The organism is Duganella flavida, assembly GCF_009857445.1.
Classification (GTDB): domain Bacteria; phylum Pseudomonadota; class Gammaproteobacteria; order Burkholderiales; family Burkholderiaceae_D; genus Rugamonas; species Rugamonas flavida.
The window spans coordinates 96,799-117,288 of the sequence record NZ_WWCN01000008.1 but is presented as its reverse complement, the minus strand read 5'-3'; the positions used below and the strand labels follow the sequence as shown (position 1 = coordinate 117,288).

Annotated in this window: 18 protein-coding genes; 9 read left to right on the top strand and 9 right to left on the bottom strand. The window is 63.1% G+C overall.

All coding sequences use genetic code 11. The features are described 5' to 3' along the window. Positions 1-9: 9 nt before the first annotated feature. Entirely contained in the window at positions 10-879 is an 870-nt protein-coding gene (purU, locus tag GTP46_RS14265) for a formyltetrahydrofolate deformylase (protein WP_161007305.1), read from the bottom strand. Between the two features lie 130 nt (positions 880-1,009). Between purU and GTP46_RS14260 the strand changes: the two genes are divergently transcribed. Both GTP46_RS14260 and GTP46_RS14255 read left to right on the top strand, forming a co-directional pair. Next, positions 1,010-2,029, top strand: coding sequence for an NADP-dependent oxidoreductase (locus GTP46_RS14260; RefSeq protein WP_161007304.1), 1,020 nt, complete (start codon positions 1,010-1,012; stop codon positions 2,027-2,029). 162 nt (positions 2,030-2,191) lie between these two features. Further along, positions 2,192-2,509, top strand: coding sequence for a KGG domain-containing protein (locus GTP46_RS14255; protein WP_161007303.1), 318 nt, complete (start codon positions 2,192-2,194; stop codon positions 2,507-2,509). A 7-nt stretch (positions 2,510-2,516) separates the two neighbouring features. Here the strand turns inward: GTP46_RS14255 and GTP46_RS14250 are convergent, their stop codons facing one another. The 4 genes from GTP46_RS14250 to modA are packed head-to-tail and all read right to left on the bottom strand — an operon-like array spanning position 2,517 to position 5,416. Further along, positions 2,517-3,308, bottom strand: coding sequence for a TOBE domain-containing protein (locus GTP46_RS14250; protein WP_161007438.1), 792 nt, complete (start codon positions 3,306-3,308; stop codon positions 2,517-2,519). Between the two features lie 2 nt (positions 3,309-3,310). Beyond that, positions 3,311-3,988, bottom strand: coding sequence for an ABC transporter ATP-binding protein (locus tag GTP46_RS14245; RefSeq protein WP_161007302.1), 678 nt, complete (start codon positions 3,986-3,988; stop codon positions 3,311-3,313). 2 nt (positions 3,989-3,990) lie between these two features. After that, positions 3,991-4,671: a molybdate ABC transporter permease subunit gene (gene modB / locus GTP46_RS14240; protein WP_161007301.1), complete on the bottom strand. Its 681-nt coding sequence runs from the start codon at positions 4,669-4,671 to the stop codon at positions 3,991-3,993. Between the two features lies 1 nt (position 4,672). After that, a complete protein-coding gene (modA, locus tag GTP46_RS14235; protein WP_161007300.1) occupies positions 4,673-5,416 on the bottom strand; it encodes a molybdate ABC transporter substrate-binding protein in 744 nt (247 codons plus the stop codon). Positions 5,417-5,527: 111 nt separating this feature from the next. Here modA and GTP46_RS14230 point away from each other — a divergent pair, with 111 nt between their 5' ends. The 7 genes from GTP46_RS14230 (at position 5,528) to GTP46_RS14200 (ending at position 13,138) form a co-directional block, all read left to right on the top strand. Continuing rightward, positions 5,528-6,046: a YgjP-like metallopeptidase domain-containing protein gene (locus tag GTP46_RS14230; protein WP_161007437.1), complete on the top strand. Its 519-nt coding sequence runs from the start codon at positions 5,528-5,530 to the stop codon at positions 6,044-6,046. A gap of 113 nt (positions 6,047-6,159) precedes the next feature. Beyond that, positions 6,160-7,293, top strand: coding sequence for an SIS domain-containing protein (locus tag GTP46_RS14225; protein ID WP_161007299.1), 1,134 nt, complete (start codon positions 6,160-6,162; stop codon positions 7,291-7,293). Next, positions 7,280-8,242, top strand: a complete 963-nt coding sequence (locus GTP46_RS14220; RefSeq protein WP_161007298.1) for an ROK family protein — start codon at positions 7,280-7,282, stop codon at positions 8,240-8,242. The genes GTP46_RS14225 and GTP46_RS14220 overlap by 14 nt, the downstream gene beginning before the upstream one ends. After that, the gene (locus GTP46_RS14215; protein WP_202414270.1) at positions 8,239-9,537 is read left to right on the top strand and encodes a D-tagatose-bisphosphate aldolase, class II, non-catalytic subunit; all 1,299 of its coding nucleotides are present in this window, start codon (positions 8,239-8,241) and stop codon (positions 9,535-9,537) included. Before GTP46_RS14220 ends, GTP46_RS14215 begins: the two co-directional genes overlap by 4 nt. Further along, positions 9,531-10,307 carry a transcriptional repressor AgaR gene (gene agaR, locus GTP46_RS14210; protein WP_161007297.1) on the top strand — a complete coding sequence of 259 codons (777 nt, stop codon included), beginning with the start codon at positions 9,531-9,533 and terminating at the stop codon, positions 10,305-10,307. Before GTP46_RS14215 ends, agaR begins: the two co-directional genes overlap by 7 nt. Before the next feature lies 1 nt (position 10,308). Beyond that, a complete protein-coding gene (gene nagA / locus GTP46_RS14205) occupies positions 10,309-11,436 on the top strand; it encodes an N-acetylglucosamine-6-phosphate deacetylase (RefSeq protein WP_161007296.1) in 1,128 nt (375 codons plus the stop codon). Then, positions 11,417-13,138, top strand: a complete 1,722-nt coding sequence (locus GTP46_RS14200; protein ID WP_161007295.1) for an MFS transporter — start codon at positions 11,417-11,419, stop codon at positions 13,136-13,138. Before nagA ends, GTP46_RS14200 begins: the two co-directional genes overlap by 20 nt. Here GTP46_RS14200 and GTP46_RS14195 read toward each other — a convergent pair. The 4 genes from GTP46_RS14195 to GTP46_RS14180 all read right to left on the bottom strand — a co-directional run bounded on the left by GTP46_RS14195 (position 13,129) and on the right by GTP46_RS14180 (position 20,481). Further along, a complete protein-coding gene (locus GTP46_RS14195) occupies positions 13,129-14,274 on the bottom strand; it encodes an MFS transporter (protein WP_161007294.1) in 1,146 nt (381 codons plus the stop codon). The genes GTP46_RS14200 and GTP46_RS14195 overlap by 10 nt on opposite strands. A 127-nt stretch (positions 14,275-14,401) precedes the next feature. Further along, positions 14,402-16,810, bottom strand: coding sequence for a TonB-dependent receptor (locus GTP46_RS14190; protein WP_161007293.1), 2,409 nt, complete (start codon positions 16,808-16,810; stop codon positions 14,402-14,404). A 176-nt stretch (positions 16,811-16,986) separates the two neighbouring features. Then, a complete protein-coding gene (locus GTP46_RS14185; RefSeq protein WP_161007292.1) occupies positions 16,987-18,036 on the bottom strand; it encodes a LacI family DNA-binding transcriptional regulator in 1,050 nt (349 codons plus the stop codon). A gap of 39 nt (positions 18,037-18,075) precedes the next feature. Further along, a complete protein-coding gene (locus tag GTP46_RS14180; RefSeq protein ID WP_161007291.1) occupies positions 18,076-20,481 on the bottom strand; it encodes a polysaccharide lyase 8 family protein in 2,406 nt (801 codons plus the stop codon). Between the last annotated feature and the right edge of the window lie 9 nt (positions 20,482-20,490).

Here is a 20,490-nt window from a genome sequence, read left to right as displayed (position 1 = left end):
AAAAATCTCTTACTTAAATACGACGGTTTTCGCGCCGTTTTGCAAAATGCGGTGTTCAACAAACCATTTCACTGCACGCGCCAGCACCACGCACTCAACGTCGCGGCCAATGGCGGACAGGGTGTCGGCATCCATCGAGTGATCGACACGCTCGACGTCCTGTTCGATGATCGGACCTTCGTCCAGATCGCCAGTGACAAAGTGCGCGGTCGCGCCGATCAGTTTGACGCCGCGGTGATGCGCCTGCGCGTACGGCTTGGCGCCTTTAAAACTTGGCAAGAACGAGTGGTGAATATTGATCGCCTTCCCTTTCAACGCTTCGCACAGGCCCGGCGACAAGATCTGCATGTAGCGCGCCAGCACTACCAGGTCGACCTTGTGGGTGTTCATCAGCTCGATGATTTTAGCTTCCTGCGCCAGCTTGTCTTCAACCGGCGCACCGGTCGCCAGCGGCAGGTGGTGGAACGGGATATTGTAGCTGGCCGCCAGCTGGTAGAAGTCCATGTGATTCGACACGATGGCTGGAATCTCCACCGGCAGCAGGCCGCTCTTATAGCGGAACAGCAGGTCGTTCAGGCAGTGGCCGATCTTCGACACCATCAGCATCACGCGCGGCTTGTAGTGGGCGTCGCGCAGCTCCCAGTTCAGCCCCATGTCAGCGGCCAGCAGGCCGAAGTCGGCGCGCAGCAGTTCATCGCTGACGTCGCGGTCTTCGCGGGCAAAGTGCACGCGCATGAAGAACAGCTTCGATTCGCTATCGCCAAACTGCGCCGAGTCGATGATGTTGCAGCCATGGTCCGCCAGAAATCCCGAAACGCGATGCACGATTCCGCGCTGGTCCAGGCAAGAGAGTGTCAAAATGTATTCGGGATTGCTCATAAAACCGTTAAAACCGTTGAAGGTTGGACAAAAAGACACCTATTGTCGCACGCTTAGCCTTGGACGACAAAAATAGCACGATCGTGCAATTTAAGATATAGTCATCCCACCCTATACAAGGAGAATATCGATGGAGACAAATCTGCAATTCCGCCTGGCCGCGCGTCCAGTGGGCATGGTCAAGGACAGCGACTGGCAACAGGCCGAAGAGCCGCTGCGCCCGCTGGCCGATGGCGAAATCCGCATCAAGACGCTGTACCTGTCGCTCGATCCGGCCATGCGCGGCTGGATGAATGATGCGAAGTCCTACATCCGCCCAGTGGCTATCGGCGAGGTGATGCGCGCTGGCGGTGTCGGCGTGGTGGTGGAATCCAAATCGCCTAAATTCGCGGTCGGCGACCACGTCTCCGGCGGCACCGGCGTGCAGCGCTTTTGGACCGGCGCGGCCGACGACAAGAGCGGCGCGTTCTTCAAAGTCAATCCGACACTGGCGCCGCTGACCACCTATCTCAACACGCTGGGCATGCCCGGCATGACCGCCTACTTCGGCCTGCTCGAATCGGGTCAGCCTAAAGCCGGCGAGACCGTAGTGGTGTCCGGCGCGGCTGGTGCGGTCGGCCAGACCGTGGGCCAGGTCGCCAAGCAGCTTGGCTGCCGCGTGGTCGGCATCGCCGGCGGCAAGGACAAGTGCGATTTCGTGGTCAACCAACTGGGCTTCGACGCCTGCATCGACTACAAGAATGATTCGGTCAAGGACGGTCTCAAGCAGCATTGTCCGCAAGGCGTGGACGTTTACTTCGACAACGTCGGCGGCGAGATCCTCGACACCATCCTCACCCGCATCAACCTGAAAGCACGCATCGTGATTTGCGGCGCCATCTCGCAGTACAACAACACCACGCCGGTGAAAGGCCCGTCGAACTACCTGTCGCTGCTGGTCAACCGCGCACGCATGGAAGGCATTGTGGTGTTCGACTACGCCGACCGCTACCACGTGGGCGTGGCCGCGCTGGCCGGCTGGATGAAGGAAGGCAAGGTAAAGAGCAAGGAAGACATCGTGCAAGGCATCGAGAACTTCCCGCAAGCGCTGAACATGCTGTTTGAAGGGAAAAACTTCGGCAAGCTGGTACTGCAGGTGGCCACGCCGTAAAAATACTCGGGAACCTTCTGCCCGCGTCGCTGAATAACTGGCCCGATTCCAGCCCGGCAGCCAGTTGCCGCATTAACTGGAACTTCCGTCAAGGTTGCCGCTCTAACCACACAGAGTAGCGGGCCAGCCTGCTGCTTTCTTTCACTTTCGACGGAGGTTGATATGGCAAATAATTCAGCAAGCGACAAACCCAAGGGCACGGCCAAGCGCGGCTTTGCCGCCATGGACGAGGCCACCCAGCGCGCCATCGCCAGCAAAGGCGGGCAAGCGGCGCATCAAAAAGGCACGGCGCACGAGTTCGATTCGGAAGAAGCCCGGCGCGCCGGGCAGAAAGGCGGTGAAGCGGTCAGCCGCGACCGCGAGCACATGGCTGCTATCGGCCGCAAAGGTGGCGAGAGCCGCCAGTCCGCCGCCCGCGCTGCCGCCGAAAAGAACGGCGTGCGCAGCGAACAATCGGCCAAGGGAGGCAACAAACAGTAGCGAGATTTTATGCCGGCGTGCCGATGATCACGCTGGAGGCTTTGAAGATGGCGCTGGCTTCGGCGCCCACTTCAAGGCCCAGCGCTTCGGCACTGTCGCGCGTAACGATGGCGGCGATCACGCCGCCGCCCTGCAGTTCGATGCTCACTTCGGTATTCACCGCGCCCGGCAGCACGCGGCTTACTTTGCCATTGAGACGATTGCGCGCCGACAGTTTGACGTCACCCAGCTCGGTGGCAACGATGACCGACGACGCTTTGATCAGTGCGAACGCTTCCACGCCGGCTTCCAGTCCGAGACTGTCGCTGCTGTCACGCGTGATGGTGGCAACGATGCGCTGGCCACCGACAATCTCCAGCAGCACTTCATCATTGACCGCGCCATGCTTGACCGCCACTACCTTGCCGCTGAACTGGTTACGCGCACTGGTTTTCATCTTCATCCTTTGAATCAGTAAAAAATCGTCGGCCAGCGTGTGTGATTGCGCGCTCAGGTGCGCGATAAAACGCTGGTGCTCCTCGTCGATTTTACGGAAATTTTCCACCAGTTGGGCGCCTCGTTGCGTCAGCCGCGTACCGCCGCCGCCCTTGCCGCCCGCTGCGCGTTCGACCAGCGGTTCGCCGGCCAGGTTGTTCATCGCCTCGATCGCATCCCATGCGCCTTTGTAGCTCATGCCGACCGCCTTGGCTGCAGCCGTGATCGAGCCTTCCGCCGCCACAGCGGCCAGCAGCGCCACGCGGTCCTGGCCGCCCAGCTTCTGGCCGTCGATGGTCAGCCACACATTGCCTTGCAATTCCATCGTCATGCTGGTTTCTCCTCCACGATACGGCCCTGCTCCATGCGCAGCACATGGTCGCCGAAGACACGCACATCTTCCGGATCGTGCGTGATGATGAGCATGGGTATTTCCAGGCGGCGCTGTAGCGCGTCCAGCTCGGCACGCATGCGCTCGCGCAGGCCAGGATCGAGCGCAGCAAACGGCTCATCCAGCAGCAGCGCCGACGGTTGCGGCGCCAGCGCGCGCGCCAAAGCCACACGCTGCCGCTGGCCGCCCGACAGTTGGTGCGGGAACTGATGTGCCACGTGCTCCAGTTCAAACGCTTGCAGCCAGTAGCGGATCGCCTCGCCATCCACGCTCGCACGCGGGTTGCGCCAGCCACGCTGCAGGCCAAAGCCGATATTCTGCCGCACATTCAAATGTGGGAACAGCGCGTAATCCTGGAACAGATAAGCGACATTGCGCTCGCGCGTCGCTACGTTGATGCCGGCCTCCGCGTCAAACAGGCAGCGCCCGGCCAGCTCGATGCGGCCGCGGTCGGGCGTCATTAGGCCTGCCAACGCTTTCATCATCTGGCTCTTGCCGGCGCCGGACGGGCCGTACACCACCACGCGCTGGCTGGTCGAAGCGAAGTGCGCTTTGAGCTGGAATTCCCGTTCGCCGGAACGCAGAGTCTTGCTGATATCGAGGGAAATTTGCATGATCAGGCCAGCGGATTGCGGTTGGGCGTAAGCTTGTTGGCCGTCATCAGCACGGCAATGCACACCAGCGAGGTGATGATCACCAGCAGGTTGGCGTGGTCGTCCTGCCCTGCCTGCACGGCTTCGTAGACGGCGATGGACAGCGTCTGCGTCTTGCCGGGAATGCTGCCGGCCACCATCAGCGTGGCGCCGAATTCACCCATCGAACGGGCGAACGCCAGCAAGGTGCCGCCCAGCACACCACGCCACGCCAGCGGCAAGGTCACGCGCAGGAACACGCCGAACGACGACAGGCCCAGCACGCGCGCCGCCTGCTCCAGCTGCGTATCGATGCTTTCAAACGCAGCGCGCGCGCCCTTCAACACCAGCGGAAACGCCACCACCGCCGCTGCGATCACCGCCGCCTGCCAGGTAAAAATCAAATTGATGCCGAAGTGCTGCTGTAGCCACGCGCCGACCACTCCATTGCGGCCGATGATCACCAGCAGGTAGTAACCCAGCACGGTGGGCGGCATCACCATCGGCAAGGTCAGCAGCGCGTCCAGCAGCTCGCGGCCGATGAAGCGCTTGCGCGCCAGCAGATAGCCGAAGGCGACGCCGAAGATCAAGGCAATCAAGGTGGCCCAGCAAGCTACCTTCAGCGACAAGCGCAACGCCACCCAGGCCGGCTCGAACGACTCCACCTTATGGACGGCCGAAACCGTACTTGGCCAGCACGGCCTGGCCGGCCGGCGACTGCACGTAGTCGGCAAACTGGCGGCCCAGCGTGGCTTGCGGACCCGCGGCGATCACGGCAATCGGGTAAGTGACCGGCGTTTCGGTCGGTACCGTGGCCACTACCGTGACCTTGTCCTTGACGATGGCCGCATCGGTCGCATACACGAAACCGGCGTCGACTTCACCGCGCGCGACGTAATCGAGGCATTGGCGCACCGAGGTGCCGAGGATCAGTTTAGGCTCGACTACCGCCCACAGCTTGGCATGCTCCAGCGCAGCCTTGGTGTAGCGGCCCACCGGCACGCTGGCCGGATTGCCGATGGTGATGCGCGTCACTGCGGCCTGAGCCACATCAGCGACTACCTTGACCGGCACCTTGCCGCCCTGCGGCGCAATCAGCACCAGGCTGTTACTGGCGAAGTTTTTGCGAGTGCCCGGCGCCAGCAGTTTGAGGCCGTCGGCCTTGTCCATCGCATCCTGGTCAGCCGAGGCGAACACGTCGACCGGCGCGCCCTTGGCGATCTGCTGCACCAGCGGATCGGAAGCGGCAAAGTTGAACAGCACCTTGTCGCCCGCGTGCTCCTTCTCGAAGGCGGCGCCGATTTCCTTGAAGGCGTTGGTCAGGCTGGCCGCCGCCGACACCGTCACTTCCGCCGCCGAAGCCGCACCACCGAACGCCAACAGCACAATCGCCACACTTGCTTTCAACATAGCCACTCCTCGAATAGTAAAACCGCAATATACTCGATTATATAGCGCCGTAAAAATTTCCGCCCCCTCCCATTGTGGTAGAGTCCCGGCTTGCTCATTTTTGCCATCGCCATGTCCCACCTGAAGTACCTCAGCGCCTACTCCGACCAGCTGCAGCAACAAGTTTCGCAACTGCTTGCGCAAGACAAGCTGGGCGACGTGCTGCTCAAGCGCTACAGCAAACCGCACGAACTGCGCACCGACCGCGCGCTGTACCAGTACGTGCAAGAGCTGAAGACGGAATACCTGCGCAACGCCGAGCCGATCAACAAAGTGGAATACGACAGCAAGATTCACGTGATCAATCACGCGCTGGGGCTGCACACGGCCATCTCGCGCGTACAGGGCGGCAAGCTCAAGGCCAAGCATGAGATCCGGGTGGCGACCATGTTCAAGGAAGTGCCGCTGGAATTCCTGCGCATGATTGCGGTGCACGAGCTAGCGCACGTCAAGGAAAAGCAGCACGATAAGGCGTTCTACAAGCTGTGCACCTACATGGAGCCCAACTACCACCAGTACGAGTTCGACCTGCGGGTCTACCTCACCTTGCTGGATAGCGGTAGCGGCAAGCTGTGGAGCGCGACGGCGTAACACCACGCAGCTTTCGTTTCTCCATCTCCCACGAAAAATCGAAGAAGGCGCTGGTCAAATCGATAGGTTAACGTTACCATTGTTTTCGATTGAAACTTCTCGGTGGAGATACCATGACTCAGCTTCATCACCTGCCCGCCGCGCTGTGGGCCGAACATGGCGGCGCCCATACCGCCCGTGAAATCGCCCAGCAGCCCGCCGTCTGGCGCCAGCTGCCGGCCTGCCTTGACGCCCTGCCGTCCAACGCCCGCAGCTCCCTGCACGCTTTGCTCAACGACCCGCGCACACTGGTGCTGCTGACCGGCGCCGGCACTTCCGCCTACGCCGGTGAGCTGATTGCCGACCATTTGGACGCGGCCTGGCCGGCGCAAGTCCGCGCGCTGGCCACCACGACCTTGTTGAGCCATGCAGCCTTATATCTGGCGGCTCAGCGTCCACTGCTTCTGGTATCGTTCGCACGTAGTGGCAACAGCCCGGAAAGCCAGGCTGCCGTGGAGCTGGTGCGGGCGCAGTCGCCGAGCGCGCGCTTCCTCAACATCACTTGCAATGCGGACGGCAAACTGGCGCGCGATGGCGCCGACCAGCAGGACACCATCAACGTGGTGCTGCCAGCAGCCTGCTGCGACCAGGGCTTCGCCATGACCAGCAGCTTCACCACCATGGTGCTGGCAACGCTGTCGATGCTGAGCCCCGATCCATTGCCACAAGTGGCGCAGCGTTTGAACCAGCTGGCCACTTTGGCCGAGCGGTGGCTGTCGACGCAGGCCGCTGATTGGCACGCGCTGGGCCAGCGCGACTTCCAGCGCATCATCTACCTCGGCGGCGGTCCACTGGAAGCGCTGGCGCGCGAGGCGGCGCTGAAGGTGCTGGAGCTGTCCGGCGGCCGCACACTGGCGCTGGCGAATACGCCGCTGGGCTTCCGTCACGGTCCCAAGTCGGTACTGAATCAAGATAGCCTGGTAGTGCTGTTCCACAGCCAGGACGCGCACGCACGCCGCTACGATGAAGACCTGCTCAATGAATTGCGGCGCGACAGCGTGGCCGGTGCGGTGCTGGCTCTCGACGGCAAAGCGCTTGGTGCAGCGGACGATATCAGCGACGCCTGGCTGGCCGTGTGCCACGTGGTGTTTGCACAAGTGCTGGCACTGCACCAGTCGCTGCGACTGGGCCTGACGCCGGATAATCCATTCCCGGACGGTACGGTCAACCGCGTGGTGCAAGGCGTGATTATTCATGACTATGCCTGAACATTTTTACGGCATCGACCTTGGCGGTACCAAGATAGAACTGGTGGCCTGCGACGCCAGCCTGCAAGTGCGCTACCGCCAGCGCGTCGCCACACCGGCGCAGGATTACGATGCACTGGTGCGCGCGCTGGCGAGTCTCGTTCGCGGCGCCGATGAAGCATTGGGCGTTGGCGGCGCGTCGCCGCCGGTCGGCATCGGCGTTCCTGGCATCATCGACGCGGCAAGCCGCACGCACTTGTGCGCCAACATCCCTTGCCTGACCGGGCGCGAACTGCTGCCGGTGCTGCGCGCGCAACTCGTGCGCACCATCGCGCTAGGCAACGACTGCCAGTGCTTCGCGCTATCCGAAGCTCACGGCGGCGCGGCTGACGGCGCGGCCAGCATGTTCGGACTGATACTCGGCACCGGCGCAGGCGCTGGCTACGTGATCAACCAGCGCCTGGTACGCGGCCTGCACGGCGCAGCCGGTGAATGGGGGCACTGGCCGCTCGATCCGCATCTGCTGCAGCGCTATGAACTACCACTACTACCCTGCCCTTGCGGGCGCCAGGCCTGCCTTGAAAGCTACGTCTCCGGCACCGGCTTGCGGCGGCTATACGCACACCTGTTTGGCGGCGACGGCGTCAGCGCCGAGCAACTGGCCGCCCGCTACAACGCCGGCGACACGCAGGCCAACAGCGAGGCCGCGCGCGTGTTCGATGTCCACCTCGATCTGCTCGGCGCCGCCCTCGCCCGCATCGTCCTCGCCTACGATCCGCACGTGATCGTGCTGGGCGGCGGCCTCTCGCAGCTACCGCATTTGTACACCGGACTGGCCGCTGCCATCCGCCCACACTTGATCCCCGGCCTCGGCGTACCGCCCATCCTGCCGCCCGCATTCGGCGACGCCGGCGGCGCACGCGGCGCAGCGCTGCTGGCGCGGCAGGCCAACATCACACAGGAGCCATGATGTCCCCGATTCAAAACCTGATCCGCCAACATCACGCCGGTAACGCGGTCGGCCTGCCCAGCGTCTGCTGCGCCAACCCGCAAGTGCTGCAAGCCGCCATGGAAGTCGCACTGGCGCATGGCGTGCCGCTGCTGGTGGAAGCGACGTCCAACCAGGTTGACCAATTCGGCGGCTACACCGGCATGACGCCCGCCGACTACATCGCCTACGTGCGCGCGTTGGCGCGCAAGGCCGGCTTGCCGCAAGAACGCCTGATACTGGGTGGCGACCATCTCGGCCCCAACACCTGGCAGCACCTGCCGCCGGAGCAGGCGATGGCCAATGCCCGTGACCTGATCGCCGCCTACGTGCGCGCCGGCTTCCACAAAATCCATCTCGATTGCAGCATGGCCTGCGCCGGTGATGCCACGCCGCTGCCGGACGCTATCGTCGCCGCGCGCTCCGCCGACCTTGCGCAAGTAGCCGAGCAAGCCGCCCTCGCCGCCGATCTGCCACCGCCGGTGTACATCATCGGCACCGAAGTGCCCATCCCCGGCGGCGAGGCATCGCTGGCCGGCGGCCTGCAAGTCACGCGCCCAGACGCCGCCGAAACAACGCTGGCCGCGCACGCCATCGCCTTCGCCGAATGTGGCCTGCACGGCGCGTGGCAGCGCGTTGTGGCACTGGTGGTACAACCCGGCGTGGATTTCGATCACAGCACCGTCCATCACTACGCGCCTGCCGAAGCTGCGCCGCTGTCGGCCTTTATCGCCGAACATCCGGGACTAGTGTACGAGGCCCACTCCACAGACTACCAAAGCGAACGCGCCCTGCACGCGCTGGTGCGCGACCGTTTCGCCATCCTCAAGGTCGGCCCGGCCGCCACCAACGCGCTGCGTGAAGCCAGCTTCGCACTGGCAGCAATTGAAGATGCGCTGGTGCCGGTCGAACAGCGTTCGCACCTGGCCGCAGTGCTGGAGCGCTGCATGCTCGAGCAGCCGCGCCACTGGCAAAAACACTACAGCGGCTCACCGGACCACCTGCGCATGCTGCGCAAATACGCACTGTCCGACCGTAGCCGCTACTACTGGGGCGAGCCGGCCGTCACGCAAGCGCTGGAACGCCTGCACCACAACCTCGATGGCCTTGATCTTCCGCTGCCGCTGATCAGCCAATACTTGCCGGAGCAAGTGGAAGCCGTCCTCGATGGCAGTCTGCCCGCGCGCGCCGCCGATCTCGCGCGCCACAAGGTAGGACTGGTGCTGGCCCGCTACGTGCGCGCCTGCCACGCGAATGCGGCGGAGGCCTTGTGCTAAACAGCGACGGCCGCCGCGAGCAAATCCTGCAAGCACTGGAAGCGCAAGACAAGGTGCGCGTCAACCGCTTGGCGCAGCGCTTCGGCGTTTCCACTGTCACCATCCGCGGAGATTTACGGGTGTTGGCGCAAGCAGGCCTGGTGCAGCGCCAGCACGGCGGCGCCAGCTCCGCGCGGCGCGCGCCACCGGAACTGCCGCTGGAAGAAAAACGCAGCCAGCACCGCGAGCGCAAACACAGCATCGCCGCCTGCGCCATGAAGCTGGTGCAGCCTGGCGACAAGCTGATACTCGATGCCGGCAGCACCACGCTGCAATTGGCGCGCCGGCTCGCTCGCAAAGACTCGCCACTCAGCGTATTCACCAACAGCCTGCCCATCGCCAACGAATTGGGATCCGTGGAAGGCATCGACCTGCTGCTCTCCGGCGGCACGCTGCGCAAAGCGTCCCAGTCGCTGCAAGGCCCACAGGCCGAAGCGGGATTGGACGGCTATGTGTTCGACAAGTTGTTTCTCGGCGCCGACGGCTGCGATCCTGAATTCGGCCTGTCCACGCATGACGAGGCGGAAGCGCGCCTCAACGCCCGCATGGCAGCGCAGGCGCGGCAGGTGATTCTTTTGGCGGACAGCTCAAAGTTCGGCCGCATCTGCCTGCATCGCATTTGCGACATGAACCAAATCGACATCGTCGTGAGCGACGCCAGCCTGCCGCCCACGATGCGCGCGGCGTTGTCACAACAAGGCGTGCAAGTCCTGATCGCAGAAGAGGCATGACATGAAAATCAGCGGACGCATACTGACACCGGACGGCTGGATACAAGGCCATCTCCATTACGCAGCCGGCATCACAAACGTCGAGGCAGATCCGGCCGCACCGTCGGATAATCTGATCCTACCCGGCTTCATCGACCTGCACGTGCATGGCGCAGGTGGCACAGACATCATGGAAGGCGGCGATGCGGCACAACGCGTGGCGCGCCTGCACGCTCGTCATGGCACCACCACCATGCTGGGTACCACCATGACCGCGCCACCGGAAGACATCGAATACGCGCTGCATGGCTTGGGCCGAGCCATCGCCACACCGGAACCAGCGAGCGCACAGATACTGGGCGTCCATCTTGAAGGGCCTTTCCTCAACTGCAAACGACTGGGCGCGCAACCGCCGCTGGTCAGCACCGGCACGCTGGAACAAGTACGGCGCTGGAACGCCATCGCACCGATCAAGGCGCTGACGCTGGCGCCGGAAATTCCCGGCCACCTGCAACTGATCGCGCAGCTGTCCGCGATGGGCATCCGCGTGCAGGCAGGCCACAGCGCAGGCACATACGAAGACGGTGTAGCCGCGCTGGAAGCAGGACTGGCCGGTTTTACGCACCTGTTCAACGGCATGTCCGGCTTCAGCCACCGCGCGCCCGGCATCGTTGGCGCGGCTTTCGCGCACGGCGAGTTTGCTGAAGTGATTCCGGATCTCCAGCACGTGCAACCCGGCGCACTGCGCGCCGCAATGCGCGCCATTCCACGCTTGTATGCCGTCACCGACGCCACCGCCGCTACCGGCATGCCGGACGGCGAGTACATGCTGGGCAGCCAGCGAGTGATGAAGTGCATGGGCTGCGTGCGATTAGTGCTCGGCGATTCACTGGCCGGCAGTGCGCTGACGATGGACCAAGCCTTGCGCAACCTGGTCTCCCTCGGTCTATCGCTGGAAGACGCATCGGCGCGCGTGTCGCGTTATCCGGCTGAATATCTGGGCCTGCAAGACCGCGGCCTTCTCACCATCGGCCAGCGCGCCGACATCGTCGTCCTCGATCCGGAACTGCAACTGCGCCTTGTGATCGTCGGCGGCCACACCATCAACCTTGCTCAAGGAACGCCCCAAGATGAATCTGTCCTCGCCTGAAATCCAAACCCGCTACCTGCTGCTGGTGGCAGGCCTCGGTGGCCTGCTGTACGGGATCGACGTCGGCATCATCGCCGGCGCCCTGCCATATCTGGAGGCCAGTGCGGTGCAGCTGTGGAAGCTGTCATCGCAGCAGTTGGGCTTCGTCGTGGCGGCGGTGTTGCTGGGGTCCGTGCTGTCTTCGCTGACAGCAGGTGCGCTGGCCGAGGCGTGGGGCCGCAAAAAAGTGATGTTCGTTTCCGGCCTGTTGTTCAGCGTTAGCATCCCCATCATCGCTCTGGCAGACGGTTACATGCCGCTGCTGCTGGGCCGCTTGCTGCAAGGCGTCAGCGGTGGCTTGATCGGCGTGGTAGTACCCCTGTATTTGGCCGAGAGCCTGCCCGCCGCTGTGCGCGGACGCGGCACAGCGATCTTCCAGCTGTTGCTGACCATCGGCCTCGTACTCGCAGCCGCTATCGGCTTGCTGGTGGCGCATCAAGTGGAGCAAGCCGCGCATGAAGCACCAGCCGCACTGCAAGCGGTGCAGGACGCAGCGTGGCGCCGCATCTTCTGGCTCAGCCTCGCACCGGGCCTGCTGTTCACCGCAGGCGTATTGTGGCTGGCCGAATCGCCACGCTGGCTGCTGGCACGCGGCCGTTCAGAAGATGCGCTACTCGCCTTGCGCCGCACCCGCTACGCCGTCGAAGCGGACGCAGAACTGACCAGCATCCAGGGCAAGCAAGAAGAACGTGCCGCCAGCGAAGGCAGCCGCCTGCTACAGCGGCGCTATGTGCTGCCCTTCCTGCTCGCGTGTCTGATCCTGGCCTGCAACCAAGCTACCGGCATCAACTCGGTGCTGGCTTACGCCGTCACCATACTCGATCAGGGCGGACTATCGGGCAGCATGGGTAACGTCGGCGACTTCGCGCTCAAGCTGGTCAACGCCTTGATGACGGTGGTGGCTGTGGTGCTGGTGGACCGTAAGGGCCGCAAGTTCCTGTTGATGCTGGGCTCCGGCGGCATCATCGTGTCATTGTTCGCTGCCGCACTGCTGTTCCGTGGCGCGGAATCCGGCCAGTCCGATGTGGGCGGCGCGCTGTCGCAGCGCATCAGCGACAACGCGCTGATGCTGGATGCGCCAACGCTACGCACCCTTGCGGGCAGCGACGACTACCAGCTCGACATCGCCTACAGCTATGGCCCGCTGACGCAGGTACGCAGCCTGCGCCCCGGCGACATGCTGCACATCGCACCACCGGACAGCGTGGAAGGCGATAGCGTGATCGGGGCCGCCTTCCGCAGCATGCACCTGAATCCCTTCCCGGACATGCACGCCGCACTGCAAGCGCCGCTGCAAATCGAGCGCGCCCATATCGGTACGCGTCCGCAGGCGGTGCATGGTTGGCTGGTGCTGGCTTGCCTGCTGGGCTTCATTGCCAGCTTCGCGGTTGGTCCCGGCGTGTGCGTGTGGCTCGCCTTGTCGGAGCTGATGCCAACCCGCATCCGCTCCAACGGTATGAGCATCGCACTGCTGGTCAACCAGTTCGTCTCGACCGTGCTGGCGGCGGTGTTCCTGCCAGTCGTCAGCCTGCACGGCTACGCGCCGATGTTCTTCTTCTGGGCTGGCTGCACCGTCGTCTACTTCCTCGCCGCGACCTTCCTGCTGCCTGAAACGCGCGGCAAAACGCTGGAAGAGATCAACCGCCACTTCGCCTACAAATAACGCTTCTGCAGGCTGCGCCAAAGCACTACGCCGCAGCCTGCCGTCAACGCGCCGGCCAGATACAGCAAACGGAAATCGCGCCCTGTCGCATCGAGCAGCGCGCCCAGTCCCACCGTCGACACCACCACCAGCAGCGCCGTCAACGAAGCCGATACCGCCGCCAGTTGAGAGAACCGTTCGCGCGGCAGCAAGGCAGGCAGCAGAGACACAGTGCCGGTCAGGAAGCAGCCAGAGAGCACGCCGTGCACGATCAGCGCCGCCAGAAAACCTGTACGTTCATCCACCACACGCCACGCCACCAGCATGCACACCGCATATGCTGACAGCACCGCCGCACCGACGCGCAGCGGATGATAGCGGTCGGCCAGCCAACCCAATGGCCACGCCAGCAAAATCGAAATCACATACGTCAACGCAATCGCCGAACCAAAGTCACCGGCATCGGCGCCGAACTGCGCGCACGCATTCAAGGCATTGATATTGATCGGCAGGACCGCCACCGCGCCCATCGAGACGGCGGCAAACAAACGCCCCCACTGCGCATCGCCCGGCTGCACTGGACACCAGCCGCCACGCTCCAACGGCAGCGCATGCACAGGCTCGCGCACGCGCCAGCACACCAGCAGCATGCAGCCCAGATAAACGGCGGTGATGGCGACGAGCAGCGGCTGGAATACCGTCACCAGCTCATTGCGGAAGAACAGCGCGAAAAAGCCAGCGCCAGTAGCCAGGCTGACGATGCGGAACGCGCCAAAGAAACGCCCCAGTATCGGGCGCGGCACGGTGTCGTTAATCAGCGCGATAAATAAAGGATTGCCGACGATGGTGGCCATCTCGAACACCGTCCAGCTGATCGCCAGTCCGGCAAGGCTGCTGCTGAAGGCCATGCCCAGCATGCCGAGAGTCGACACCACGGCGGTGCCAAAAATGAAAGGGATGCGGCGTCCGTAGCGTGAGCGCGCGCGGTCGCTCCATGCGCCGATCAGCGGGCCAAGCGTCAACGCAATCAAGGCCGGCATGGCGCCGATTAAAATATTCAGCAGCGTGGCGTCCTGGCTAAAGCGCATCAGATGCACTTTAAATAACTCCTGCACCGAGCGCTCGCGCAGCGACCAACCCAAGTCACCAATCAACAACAGGGCGCACAGGACCAGCAGTCCTGTGCGCCCTGTATGGACGCTTGCGCCTTCATCCCGCACCCTCGGTCTCCCCTTTTGTTTGTGCCTCTACTATAAAGGAATCCCGAGGGCGGATGTGACGAAGTTAGAAGCTGAAGTCCGCACGCATCGCAAAGTAGCGCTGATAGTCGCGGGCCGGCGTCCACTGCGTGGTATTCACCACAACGACAGGGTTAGGCGCCTTCGAACTCCAGGTACCGTTGGCCCAGTTGTTGGCCAAGCCGGTGGCGTAGGATTTGTCGAACAGGTTGTTGACCGAGAAGGTGAACTTGTACTTGTCCTGCTTATCCTTGATGCCGAAGCCTAGGTTAAAGATGCCATACGCGCCCTGGATCGTCATCGGATCCTGGTTCAGGTTGAACTGCGTGCGGCTCTGGAAGCGATACGCACCGGTGACGAAGCCGTTGTAAGACAGCGAAGTCGGAATGTCGTACTGGCCGCCGATGTTGAACTTGTACTTCGGCGCGTTCGGCAGCGTCGCGCCTTTCAGGTTGGCGACGCTGGTGTTGTTGTACTTCGCACTGACTGCGCAGTTGCCGCCCGGCGTGGTGCCGGTGCCTGATGCATTCAACACGCTGTAGCAAGGGCCGTTTTCAAAGTCGGTGACGATGGCACGGGTGTAGGCAAAGGCGCCATTCAGTTGCAGGCGGCTGTCCACACGCCAGCCCATATCCGCTTCAAAGCCGCTGGTTTGCAAACCGCCGATCGAGTGCAGTGTGGTGCGGAACACGCCATCCGCATCGTAGAAGCCTGCCGATTGCTGGAAGCCGGTGAAGTTGGTGCGGAACGCGGCCAGGTCCAACGACATGCGGCCATTCAGCAAGCCCAGTTTTAAACCGGCTTCAATGCTATGCGCAGATTCACCAGGCACCGGCTGGTTCTTGGCAATGACGCCGGTGAAGCTCGACGTCAAATCATACGCCACGCCTTTGTGGCCGGTGGAGTAAGTCGTATAGCCCATGGCGTTTGGACTAAAGCGATGTTCGAGGCCCAGGCGGCCGGTGGTGTCGCGGTTACTGTCGTCGCCATGCAGGTACTCCGTCACCGTGCGCGTGGTCGCCGGCGGCGGCGTGTAGCGAGTGAACGTGTAGCCCGTGTCTTCCTTGTTGACGCGCAGGCCAGCGATCACGCTGGTGGCAGCGCTCAAATCGTAGGAGGCTTGGCCGAAGGCGGCGTAGCTGGTGTTGTAAGCGGTGGCTGCGTAGTCAGTCACGTAGGTCGACACCGGAGCGCGGGTCAGTTCACGCGCCAGCTTGTTATCGCCGTACCACAGGCCGGCCACGTATTTCAGCGGGCCTTTGTCCGGCGAGGTCAAACGCAGCTCCAGCGTGCGCGAGGTCACGTCGAACACACCGTATTGATACAGCCCGCCGTGCAGGCCGGTCACCGCGCCGTTCACTGGCAGGTAGGCCAGGATGTCGCTATCGGTAGCGTCGCCGTCCTGGTAGTCGTTCATGTGGTAGTTGGACCACGAGGTGATGGTACTCAGGTTGTAGCCTGCCAGCGGGCCGTTTTCGTCGAAGGCGTAGCTGACCTTCAGGCCTGCGCCTTTGTCCTTGGCTTTGCCGCCGGCCGGGTAGTCATTGCGTACGCTAACGTTATCCGGGCCCGGAGTAATCCCGGACAGCAGCGTCGATGCGGGCAACTGCGCCACGTTCTGATAGCGGCCACCCGGCGTCATGCTGGAAAACGGCTGCACGCAGCAATTGACGGTGGACTCGCTGGCGCGTGGGCTGAAGGTGATGTTCCACTGATCGTCCGGACGCCATTCCAGCTTGCCGACGAAGTTGGTGCTACGCGAGCCGTTCAGGTTATCGCCGGTGGTCAGGTTCTTTACCACGCCGCCGAAGGACGACTTGTTGACCGCGACACGCATACGCAGCGTGTCGCTCAGCGCGCCGGAAATGGAGCCTAGAGCGCGCCATTCGCCGTCGCTGCTCATGTAGGTGGTGACTTTCTCTTTCCACTCACTGTCGATCGGTTTGGTGGTGATGTTGATGGCGCCAGCGATGGAGCTCTTGCCGAGCAGCGTGCTTTGCGGACCTTTCAACACTTCGACGCGGAACACATCGGCCAAATCCTTGAAGGCGTTGGCCTGCATGGCAAATGGAATATCGTCGATCACCACCGCCACATCCGACTCCACGCCGATGCCGAGCGAGTAGGTGCCAATGCCGCGCATATTGATGCTGAAGTTACCCGGCTGGGTGGAGTAAGTGACCGTCAGCGCTGGCGACAAGTTCGGCAGGTCATTGATATCGCGGACGTTATTCCGCTGCAGTGTAGCGTCGCTCAGCACCGTGATGGCAGCCGGCACGTCTTGCAGATTCTGGGCGCGCTTGTTGGCGGTGACCACCACCTGCTCGACCTTAACTTCCTCTCCCTTCGCCTCTTGCGCCAAAGCGCCTTGCGACAAACTGGCCAAGGCCAGGGCTACCGATGCTGCCAGGGGGCGAACTGCCAGACTGGCTTGATGCTTAGTGCTCTTGCTCACTGCTGATCCTCCTCGATGGAATATACACCTTGCAGCGAAATGTGAACGTTATCACATCCGCTTAAAAAAATATGCGAAACAGATGAGTTAACGTTATCAGTCGAACTTTTCATTTACAAGCCTTTTTACAAGCTTTTCGTTGACTGGGGCGAAAAAGCGACAGTTTGCGGCTAAGCTTATGCCTTGCGTGTGCGACGCTTGGTGACAGTGCCGGCAGCTGGCGCCGTCGATTCGCGCACCACCATCTCGGCCGGGAACTCCACGCGCTGGCGTTTGCCAGGCTGGCCGAGGATGCGGCGCATCAGTTCCTGCACTGCGGCTTGCGCCATCAACGGCAATGGATGGCGCATGGTGGTCAGCTGCGGACGCACGATGCTGGCGGCCGATACATCATCGAAGCCAATCAGCGACAGCTCCTCCGGAACTTGCACATTGAGTTCACGCGCCGCGTTCATACAACCGATCGCCATTTCATCGTTGGCGCAGAAGATGGCGGTGGGCCGCGCGTCGTGCGCGAGCAGGCGCGCGCACGCTTCCTGGCCCGATTGCTCGCTGAAGGTGCCTTGCTGTACCCAGTGGTCGTCGATTTGCAGATGGGCGTCGGCCATGGCCTGGCGATAGCCGCGTTCACGCTCGGCGCTCTGGCCGGTCCAATGCGTACCTTTGATGAAGGCGATGCGCTTGTGGCCTTGCGAAATCAGGCCCGCCACCGCATCGCGCGCGGCGTTGAAGTTATCGCCCTGCACCACCGGCAGCGTGGTCTCGCGGCGGCAGAAATTGACCAGCACGATGGGGCTCTCGCTGCGCTCCAGCGCTTCGAGATATTCGTCGGTCATGCGCGGCAGGACGTAGATCAGGCCATCCCACAGGCCATGCAGCAGCTGGCTGTGGCGGCGCTGGGTTTGTTCGTCGAGCTGGCCGACGGAGTTGTAGATGAACAGGTCCATTTCGTATTTGCGGACTTCTTCGGTCAGTGCGGAGACGAAGGCGTTCACCACCACGGAACTCAGGTCGTTGACCACCACGCCGATAACGTTGGTGCGGCCGCCCTTCATCACACGCGCCAGCGCGTTGGGGGCGTAGCCGAGCGCTTTGGCTGCGGCTTGGACCTTGGCCTTGGTGTCTTCCGATACGTAGCCGTCGCCCGACATGGCGCGCGAGGCCGTCATCACCGACACTCCGGCCTTGGCCGCCACCTGCACCAGCGTCACCGACTGTTTCTTCATACTGTTACCCCATATTTGAATATGGTGATAACGATACCGTCAGTTGGTCTCCGAGACAAGGGGCAGTGCAAACGTGGCGCTGTAGCCGCTGCCCGCTGCGCCGGCGGTGTTGATGCGCAAACGTAGCTGCGGCGCGGTTGCCAGCACCGTCACGCCCGGCGTGGCGGTTAGCACAGGGCCGGTGGCGCGCGCCACGGTCAGTTCCAGCGTGGCCTGGCTTTGCGTCGGATCGGCGGCCGATACGTGTAGCCAACTGCCCTCCTCCATCAACACCACTGCGGCCGGACCAGATGCGCTGACGTAGGCTTTGCCATCGCGCGGCGCGCTACCGGCTTGCCAGAGATTGGCGGCGTAGGCATGGGCGCGGGTGTCGCTGACTGCGGCGACGCGTGCGTCGTTGGCTTCAATGCGCAAGCCGGGATCGCGTGCGGCTTGCGCGGTGACTGCCTCGCTGGCGGAGGGCAGCAGCACGTATGCGTAGCTGCCCTCCGCACCGGTACCATGCGGTATCGACAAAGTCTGGAACGTGGAGCGCACTTCCTGCGCGCTTTGCTGGTCGTTGAGTGCGCGCCAGTTGCCGCTGCGTTCCGCGCGCTCCGCCACGATGTGCGCGCCTTGTGGGAACACGTAGCCGATGCTGCTGCCAGCTTGCGCATCCAGCAAATGGGCCCAGCGCGCGCCAGCCTTGCTGCCGTTGGCCAGCGTCGCGCCGTCAACAAGCAACTGCGCCTGCAGGCTGGCCAGCTTGCGGTTTTCGACCATCGTTTCTACTGGCGCCTGGCCTTCGCCGATATCGGCGCCCAGCGCGAGTATGCGGTCGCCCAGCATGAACCACGACTTTTTGCCGTGCAGCGGCGAGCCAGTCACCTCGCGCATGCTGAACGACATGCCCAGCGCGGCGTAACTTCCTTGCGTGACGCCGCCAACCCAGTTTTCGGTATTCGGATACTGCTTCCACTCCACCGGACGCCCGTTACCGCCGCGGTCCGTGGTGGTGCCGGGCAAGCGGCGGATGTCCACTGCGGCCCAGAAAGCACCGCCAAACTGCGTCTGGTCGGCCGTGTACAGCGACAGCATGCCCATGCCAGTCCACCAGCCCTGCAGGTTCTCGCCATTGCCCGCTTCAAAAGAAGACATGCGCGGCGAGGTCATGGCCAGCACCGCTGCGTAGCCTGGGGCGCGCATGATGGCGCGGTCCATCGCGGCGTACAGGCGCGCTCCCTGTGGTTCTGGTGCAGCAGGGATGGCAGGATCGTTGGCGATTTTATTTAGTAATCCCAGCTCGTATAGCGACAGGCCGGATGTGCCGACACCACCCGGCGCCGCCAGGTAGCGCGCGCCAAAACTGCGGTCGCGCGTCATCCAGCCTTTGACGGCGGACCGCAGCGCGGCAGCATCGGCGGCCAGCGCGACTTCCGCCAGCGTGGCCAGATAGGCTGTCATGCTGCGGCCGACGGAGTGTTCGCTCTGCGATGGTGTGGCGATCTTACGACCACGCAGGGCGTCGGGCATGGCGCCATCGATGATCCATGGCGCGTAGCTGTCGCGGGCCCAGAGGAATACGTTGGACACGCGTGGATCGGTGATGGGCCATGCGGAGTGGGACAGCAGTTGCACCAGCCGCGCGAAGTCGGCCAGCGCGACGGCACCGTAGCTGCCGGTGTACGGCACGTAGGTGTGCTGTACGAATGAACCGTCGCGATAGAAGCCGTCGCCGCGCTCCACCAGTTCCAGTGCAGGGCTGATGGCGTCGCGGCCTAGCGTTACGCGCTGTTCGTCCCTGCCCAGCATTCCGCTCAGGATTGCCACCAGTGCCTTGTCCAGCAGATTAGCGCCGGTTTCGGTTTCGGCATTGCGCAAGCTGCCGTCGCTGCGGGTGCGATGGCGTGGATCCGGGATGTACCAGTTCACTGCGGCCAGCGTGCGTGTACGCAGTTCGGGTGATGCGTCCATTAAACTGAGGACGTCCAGCAGATATAAGGGTGTGCCGATTTGCCAGTCCCACCAGTTGCCGATGGCTGGTTTGCTGGCGCGGTAGTGGTGCGTCACCAGCCAGTCCAGTCCTGCCAAGGTGGCAGTGCCTAGCGCGGCGTCGCGATGCAGAGGCGATCCCGGTGTGGCGTAGGCCAGCGCCATTTGGCGCAGGCGGAATGCATTGGCGGTGACGGCGGCGGAGGCCAGCAAGCCTTTGGGATCGTCAAATGCAGCAGCATCGTCCCACAAAGCGGAGACCTCGGCGCCTGTGTGCATGCGCGCCAGCCAGCCCTGCACCGAACGCGCCCGCGCTTGCAGCTGCGCCGCTACATCGGGATCGCTGCGATCGAGCGTGGATGCGCCGACCAGCTGCACCTGCCAGCGCGCGCGCAGCGCATCAAAGGCATCATCAGCATGCGCCGAACTTGCGACCAGCGCAGCAGCCAAGGTGAAGCTGTGGATCCAGCGCATGCGGTTCTC

Excerpts from the sequence above, each read along its gene's own strand:
- GTP46_RS14260 (WP_161007304.1), top strand. The coding sequence starts at position 1,010 with ATGGAGACAAATCTGCAATTCCGCCTGGCCGCGCGTCCAGTGGGCATG.
- GTP46_RS14215 (WP_202414270.1), top strand. The coding sequence starts at position 8,239 with ATGATGTCCCCGATTCAAAACCTGATCCGCCAACATCACGCCGGTAAC.
- GTP46_RS14200 (WP_161007295.1), top strand. The coding sequence starts at position 11,417 with ATGAATCTGTCCTCGCCTGAAATCCAAACCCGCTACCTGCTGCTGGTG.
- GTP46_RS14225 (WP_161007299.1), top strand. The coding sequence starts at position 6,160 with ATGACTCAGCTTCATCACCTGCCCGCCGCGCTGTGGGCCGAACATGGC.
- modA (WP_161007300.1), bottom strand. The coding sequence starts at position 5,416 with ATGTTGAAAGCAAGTGTGGCGATTGTGCTGTTGGCGTTCGGTGGTGCG.
- GTP46_RS14255 (WP_161007303.1), top strand. The coding sequence starts at position 2,192 with ATGGCAAATAATTCAGCAAGCGACAAACCCAAGGGCACGGCCAAGCGC.
- GTP46_RS14245 (WP_161007302.1), bottom strand. The coding sequence starts at position 3,988 with ATGCAAATTTCCCTCGATATCAGCAAGACTCTGCGTTCCGGCGAACGG.
- purU (WP_161007305.1), bottom strand. The coding sequence starts at position 879 with ATGAGCAATCCCGAATACATTTTGACACTCTCTTGCCTGGACCAGCGC.
- GTP46_RS14180 (WP_161007291.1), bottom strand. The coding sequence starts at position 20,481 with ATGCGCTGGATCCACAGCTTCACCTTGGCTGCTGCGCTGGTCGCAAGT.
- GTP46_RS14185 (WP_161007292.1), bottom strand. The coding sequence starts at position 18,036 with ATGAAGAAACAGTCGGTGACGCTGGTGCAGGTGGCGGCCAAGGCCGGA.
- GTP46_RS14220 (WP_161007298.1), top strand. The coding sequence starts at position 7,280 with ATGACTATGCCTGAACATTTTTACGGCATCGACCTTGGCGGTACCAAG.
- GTP46_RS14250 (WP_161007438.1), bottom strand. The coding sequence starts at position 3,308 with ATGGAATTGCAAGGCAATGTGTGGCTGACCATCGACGGCCAGAAGCTG.
- GTP46_RS14230 (WP_161007437.1), top strand. The coding sequence starts at position 5,528 with ATGTCCCACCTGAAGTACCTCAGCGCCTACTCCGACCAGCTGCAGCAA.
- nagA (WP_161007296.1), top strand. The coding sequence starts at position 10,309 with ATGAAAATCAGCGGACGCATACTGACACCGGACGGCTGGATACAAGGC.